This is a genomic window from Parapedobacter deserti, from assembly GCF_042646065.1.
GTDB lineage: Bacteria > Bacteroidota > Bacteroidia > Sphingobacteriales > Sphingobacteriaceae > Parapedobacter > Parapedobacter deserti.
The window spans coordinates 1-5,442 of record NZ_JBHRTA010000051.1; the positions used below are offsets into that span (position 1 = coordinate 1).

The window sequence follows — 5,442 nt, forward strand, 5'->3', positions numbered from 1 at the left end:
ACATAGATAAAGAAGGTCATGCATCCTGGGATTAAGTAAATACCTTTGCAGAAATTAAAAAGGATTATGCCCCGCTTCAAAACACTTCAACTAAAGATCACGCTTCTGGAAACCAAACCGAGCGTTTGGCGCCGGATTGTCATTCCCACCGGTTTTAATTTTTATCAGCTTCATATGGCTATCCAAGCCGCATTCGGTTGGGAGAACAGCCACCTGTTCGAATTCGGCAAACAAGGGTTGAATGACCCCGATGGCATCGGAATCCCCAATGACGAGATGCCGGTAAAAGATGCGCGTCGGATAAAACTCAGCACTATTTTCCGCAAAGTGAACGATAAGTTCACCTACGTATATGATTTCGGTGACCACTGGCAGCATCAAATCGTATTGGAGGAAATTACCGATAAAGAAATCTATACGGCTTACTGTATTGGCGGTAAAAACGAATGTCCTCCGGAAGATGTCGGCAACATCCGTGGCTACCGTGAAATGGTCGATACGTTTGCCCATGGAACAGCGGCGGAAAAGCGGAGTTACCGCCAATGGCTTGGCCTACGATCAAACGAGAATTGGGATCCGGCATACTACAACCAACGCGAGGTCAACAAGCGCATGGCGTTGATCGCGCCGGAAGATTTGACGTTCTAAGCCCAAGTCAACGCTCATAAACACCAATGGACTTATTGTTTTTGCCTAGCATAACGGTGGTTTATGATTTGCTTTCTAAAATTTTTAACAATCGCTGATTAAGGTACAATTTTTCTTTGCCCACGCGGGTCGATTTCAAAAAACCGTATTTTTCCAAGGCCATCAAATAATTACCCACGGTTTTCGCATTTCCCAAGTTTTCGTTTATCAAGTGTTGGCGTTTGGTGTAGGGCAAGCGGAACAAAACTTCCATCAACTCTTTCGAGTAGATTTTTGGCAGTTTTTGTTTGATTTCTTCTGCCGTTGTTTCCATTACCGAAGTGATGTTGTTTAGTCGAACCAAACCTTTGGTGGAAGTTTTCTCAATCATGTCGAGCATATATAAAATGTGGGGCTGCCAGTCGTTTTTTTCGGTTACGCCCCGCAGATTTTTGTAATAGTCGGCTTTGTGTTGGATGATGTACTCGCTCAGGTAAATGGCTGGCGTGTCGAGCAAACCCGCAAGTTTGAGATAGAGCAATAACAAAATACGACCTGTTCTGCCGTTGCCGTCCGCAAAGGGGTGAATGGCTTCAAACTGATAATGCATCAACGCCATTTTTATGAGGGGGTCTATGGTTTTACCAAGCTCACCATTTCCATTGATGAATTTTTCAAGATTCGCCAATTTTTCACGAATCACTTTTTCGCCCGTTGGTGGCGTGTATATGACTTCGCCTTTGGCGTTACTAAGCGTAGTTCCGGGCGTAGCCCGTATGCCTGCTTGGTTTTGTTTGATGCATTGCACAATGGAAATGCAAAGATTAGTTGTAATAAACGGTTTTCTTTTGAGTTGGTCCAAACCCAGCCAAAGTGCTTCTTTGTAGCTCAACACTTCTTTGGTAGCTGAATTTTCTACTTTTCGTTCGGCTACCAATGATTTGTAAAGTTCGTCATTGGTAGTAATGATGTTTTCTACTTCCGAACTCGCTTTTGCTTCTTGCAAGTAAATGGTGTCCAAAAACAAGGTAGGATTAGGCAAATTCCGCAAAGCGCCGTTTAACTGCGCCAATTCCCTGCTAGCCGAAATAGTTTTCCGCAGAACGTCTTTCGTTTCAATATCTGCCTTAGGAGGCAACGTAGGCAGGTCGTTATACGGCATCTTGCGGTCGAAATTCACCATTTTGTTCAAGAGTAAGATTTACATTCGTTTTTGTTACGTGGGTAAAAATACAAAAAAAATACACGCGATTGCAAAACGTGTATAATATTTACCTTCATTAGATCCGATCGCTTTCGACGGTCCTTCTCGCTATAAGTTCTTTATCAAAGCTGTTATTGCTTTCTCGCAAGAAATCCATGCTTGGCATGGATAGCTAAGGATGTCATGGGTAGCTTTGGAGTCAGATTCTATCACATCAACTATAGCATGGCAAGCAGACACGAAATCAAATGCATCAACAAAACGAACAGCACCATCGCCCATGAACGGATCGAGCGTATCGGCGGCATGAATGGCACCGGCACCTGGTGGTCCCTCACGCAGCAAGAAGCAATTGCAGGTATCGAAGAAGGCCGCTGGGGGTTTTATGTAGCCCGGGGTGTGGCAGCCGTCAATGTCAATGTGGCCACGAGCACCTACGGCAACAAGTACATCAAAACCGAAAATGATGGGGAGCAATCCAACAATTTGTTGAGTTTACCGGAATGTCCACTATAATTACAGTGAGGACCTGTAGTAGTTCTTGTCAACTGACCGGCGATTCGCATATGTCCGCTCAAACAGCACCTCCGGCAAAACAACCTTAACTTCTTGTTCAGCCCCCTCTTTCTTCCAGTGGAGCATGAAGTTCGCTTTGGCGGCTTTCAGCTCATAGCCAGTTTTGCGCTTTTCCGCTATCTGATCGAGGAATTTCTTGGAGAATTTTAACACAGGTTGCCCATTGGGCATGAAACACTCGTTGCCGCTGATGATTAAGTTATCACCACTCACCAGTTGGGAAACGAAATGCTGCTTGTTGATAAAGTAGTCGAGCCTACATCCTGGTAGGAGAGGTGCATAACCAGTTCTACCGGTAGCGGATAGTGGTTCCTATCCGTTCGTTACCTTCTCCAAATTTTCCGCGGTCATGCTGTCTAAGAAATCGGCGTTCACGTGGATGGTGAGATTCCGCTTAGCCCTTGTCATGGCCACATAAAGCTGGCGCTTTGCCTCATCGGTGGTAGGGATAAACCGTTCGAGCATGATGAACACATGGTCAAACTCTTTTCCCTTCGCCTTGTAGATTTCTTGTATATCAATGATCCGAAATAAATCGTATCTTTGATAAACAGGTAATACAATTGACAGGAGGTACAATCAACATGGGCGTTATAGAAGTGTAAAGAAACAGGAAAGGCAACAAGGCCGCAAGGAGGGCCGCCGTGAGGAAACCATAGCCATCGCACGCGAATTGAAGAAAGAGGGGCTTTCAGTAGAATATATCGGAGGTTAGGTCAAAATTAGCCAACGTATCGGTATGGTCTGATAAAGACCTTCAGGTTCTTGAAGATAGCAAACAGGCATTTGACAACCTCACACCTCCCCAACGGTAGCCAGTACTGGTATTTTTATCGAACATCTAAGGGCATAAGATAAACTATCAACCACCCTTTATAAAATAGCCGATGGCACCGAAATCTTTTTATCAGCCGTAACTCTGTATGAACTTCATATGGGGGCAACGACGCCGGAAAAAAAGATTGGAAAGCTAAAGCAAAAGACTGCTATGAGAGTTTGTTGATGATATATTCAATAAACCAGTTTGGAAGTTGGTTTTGTTCGACTAAAGTGGTTAGTTGACCATTTGTTGTTTCTGCAATTAACATCGCCATTTCTCCCGTTTTTCCATACTTCCATACTATCAGAAATCTTCCTCAGAGCCGATTATAAACGGATATAACCGTTTAAAAACTGCTATTACTTTGCTAAATAAAATAGCGCACATTATATTTGCCTCACAGTCAAACCCCACAGAATACCAATGAAAAGCAATGCACTATGGCAAAACAATCACTTACCGAAACTCAGGGTAAAGAACGTGCCGAAAATCAGCAATTTGATAAGATCATCCGCCAGAATATGCCAGTTATTTTTCCCGCGCTCATGGAGAAAATATTCGGGCTACGTATCATCGACTATACGCCACTAAAAGATAAATTACAAACCACTAAGCAATTGGAAGTGGATGCGTTGCATAGGGTGACGGACGCAGGCGGCAATACATTTATTATCCACTTAGAGGTTCAAACTACCAACGATAGGGGGATGGCAATACGGCTCTTGGAATATCGGGCCATGTTGAACCGAATTTATGGACTTCTTGTGCGGCAATACGTGTTGTATATTGGTGCAAGCACTCTGAATATGCCAGATTATATTGATGAGCCAGCTCTTCATTTCACTTATAAGCTGATCGATTTTTCCAAGCTGCCTCATGAATGGTTCCTTTCTTCCGCACATATTGAGGAACAACTTTTGGCCATTCTAGGCGACTTCGGAGGTAAAGAGCCGATCAAGGTGGTTGAGGAAGTGGTTGAAGCAATCGATAGGCAACCTATCGATCGTGTAACAAAAATCAATATTTCAAGCAGTTGCGAATTTTAGCGCAATTGCGTAAATTTACAAACACAAAGAAAGTGAGGGACACGATGTTAAAGACAGCTTCATTTTTTAAGGTAGAAAAAGATCCTTTTTACAAGCAGGGTATTGAAAAGGGTGCGGAAGCTAAAAGCTACGAAGTCGTTGAGAACCTTTTAACCACCGGAAAATTCACTATTTCTGAAATCGCCAATTTTGCAACCGTAACGGAGGATTTCGTTAAGAAAGTTCGTGCAGATCTGGCCAAGAAGAAGAAATAACGGTGGCCCGCCATTAAGAGAGATAATAAGCCATATCAATCGGGTTTAGCTTTTTTACACCAATCTCCTTTATCATTTCACCCAACTTGAAAGCTGCGGCTTAATGTCCTTTCCTTACGACCACTTTGTTTACCATCTGCTGCGAAAGGGATAAGCTGCGCGTGATGAACGAGAATGTCAATTGTCTGTTCTCCAACCTGGATCCGCAATTGTTCAACGAAGCCTACAACAACTTCTTACGTTGCTTGAACCCCGACTTTGAGCCGTTGGAGATCAATGAAACGGTCTATGGGTTGGATACGGAGGAACAGGAATGCTTCATCCAGCACTTCATCACCAATTGGATCTACTATTATACCATCAATAACCTAAAAACAAAAGTAAGGCGTACGGATTTCGAGCATCCATATACGGTGGACTACCTGTTGCCGTTCATTGACCGTAAATACGGCACGGACACGCCGGCAAGCCTTGCGTTGGGCGCCAAAATACTGCGCATGAAATCGGAAGTTTATACCAAGCGGGTAGCAAACCGGAGATGGTACTACGACCGTTAACTTGGGTTTATAACGCGGGTTGTCCGAACGTCAGCAGGTTGCTATTTCTGCGTATTCGGCGTTTTCCTTCCATTTGAACTACCGAGAAATCCTCGGTAGTTGATTTTTTTTCTAACTCCTTTTCCTTAAAGATATTCCGGATATGCAAACCGATGGTATCCGTGTCTTTTCCAAACAACTCAGCCATCTGTTTTTGATTCAACCAAATGGTATCATGTTCAAATTTAACTTCTACTAACGTCTGTCCGTCGCCGCTTTGATAAATCTCGATTTGGTTTTCGGTCATAAGATTCATATTCGGTGGATGATAAAACTGTGATCCGTTGAGATCATGTGCTCATGACAAAGGTAAAAATAA

At 43.5% G+C, this 5,442-nt stretch carries 9 protein-coding genes; 5 read left to right on the forward strand and 4 right to left on the reverse strand.

From position 1 onward, the window contains the following. Nucleotides 1-66 precede the first annotated feature (66 nt). A complete protein-coding gene (locus ACFOET_RS17795; protein ID WP_379025184.1) occupies nt 67-648 on the forward strand; it encodes a plasmid pRiA4b ORF-3 family protein in 582 nt (193 codons plus the stop codon). A 61-nt stretch (nt 649-709) separates the two neighbouring features. Here the strand turns inward: ACFOET_RS17795 and ACFOET_RS17800 are convergent, their stop codons facing one another. Then, nucleotides 710-1,810 (reverse strand): Fic family protein, encoded by a 1,101-nt coding sequence (locus ACFOET_RS17800; RefSeq protein ID WP_379025186.1) that lies wholly within the window; start codon nt 1,808-1,810, stop codon nt 710-712. A 204-nt stretch (nt 1,811-2,014) separates the two neighbouring features. Here ACFOET_RS17800 and ACFOET_RS17805 point away from each other — a divergent pair, with 204 nt between their 5' ends. Then, nucleotides 2,015-2,347 carry a DUF3892 domain-containing protein gene (locus ACFOET_RS17805; RefSeq protein WP_379025188.1) on the forward strand — a complete coding sequence of 111 codons (333 nt, stop codon included), beginning with the start codon at nt 2,015-2,017 and terminating at the stop codon, nt 2,345-2,347. Here ACFOET_RS17805 and ACFOET_RS17810 read toward each other — a convergent pair whose 3' ends face one another. Together ACFOET_RS17810 and ACFOET_RS17815 are read right to left on the reverse strand one after the other, a co-directional pair. Further along, nucleotides 2,348-2,620, reverse strand: coding sequence for a hypothetical protein (locus tag ACFOET_RS17810; RefSeq protein WP_379025190.1), 273 nt, complete (start codon nt 2,618-2,620; stop codon nt 2,348-2,350). Between the two features lie 99 nt (nt 2,621-2,719). After that, nucleotides 2,720-2,986 carry an ATP-binding domain-containing protein gene (locus ACFOET_RS17815; protein ID WP_379025192.1) on the reverse strand — a complete coding sequence of 89 codons (267 nt, stop codon included), beginning with the start codon at nt 2,984-2,986 and terminating at the stop codon, nt 2,720-2,722. A 681-nt stretch (nt 2,987-3,667) separates the two neighbouring features. Between ACFOET_RS17815 and ACFOET_RS17820 the strand changes: the two genes are divergently transcribed. The 3 genes from ACFOET_RS17820 to ACFOET_RS17830 all read left to right on the forward strand — a co-directional run bounded on the left by ACFOET_RS17820 (nt 3,668) and on the right by ACFOET_RS17830 (nt 5,084). Further along, a complete protein-coding gene (locus ACFOET_RS17820; RefSeq protein WP_379025194.1) occupies nt 3,668-4,273 on the forward strand; it encodes an RpnC/YadD family protein in 606 nt (201 codons plus the stop codon). Nucleotides 4,274-4,317: 44 nt separating this feature from the next. Continuing rightward, nucleotides 4,318-4,527: a hypothetical protein gene (locus ACFOET_RS17825; protein ID WP_379025196.1), complete on the forward strand. Its 210-nt coding sequence runs from the start codon at nt 4,318-4,320 to the stop codon at nt 4,525-4,527. A gap of 164 nt (nt 4,528-4,691) precedes the next feature. Next, nucleotides 4,692-5,084, forward strand: a complete 393-nt coding sequence (locus tag ACFOET_RS17830) for a hypothetical protein (RefSeq protein ID WP_379025198.1) — start codon at nt 4,692-4,694, stop codon at nt 5,082-5,084. 7 nt (nt 5,085-5,091) lie between these two features. Here the strand turns inward: ACFOET_RS17830 and ACFOET_RS17835 are convergent, their stop codons facing one another. After that, nucleotides 5,092-5,379, reverse strand: a complete 288-nt coding sequence (locus tag ACFOET_RS17835) for a hypothetical protein (protein ID WP_379025200.1) — start codon at nt 5,377-5,379, stop codon at nt 5,092-5,094. Between the last annotated feature and the right edge of the window lie 63 nt (nt 5,380-5,442).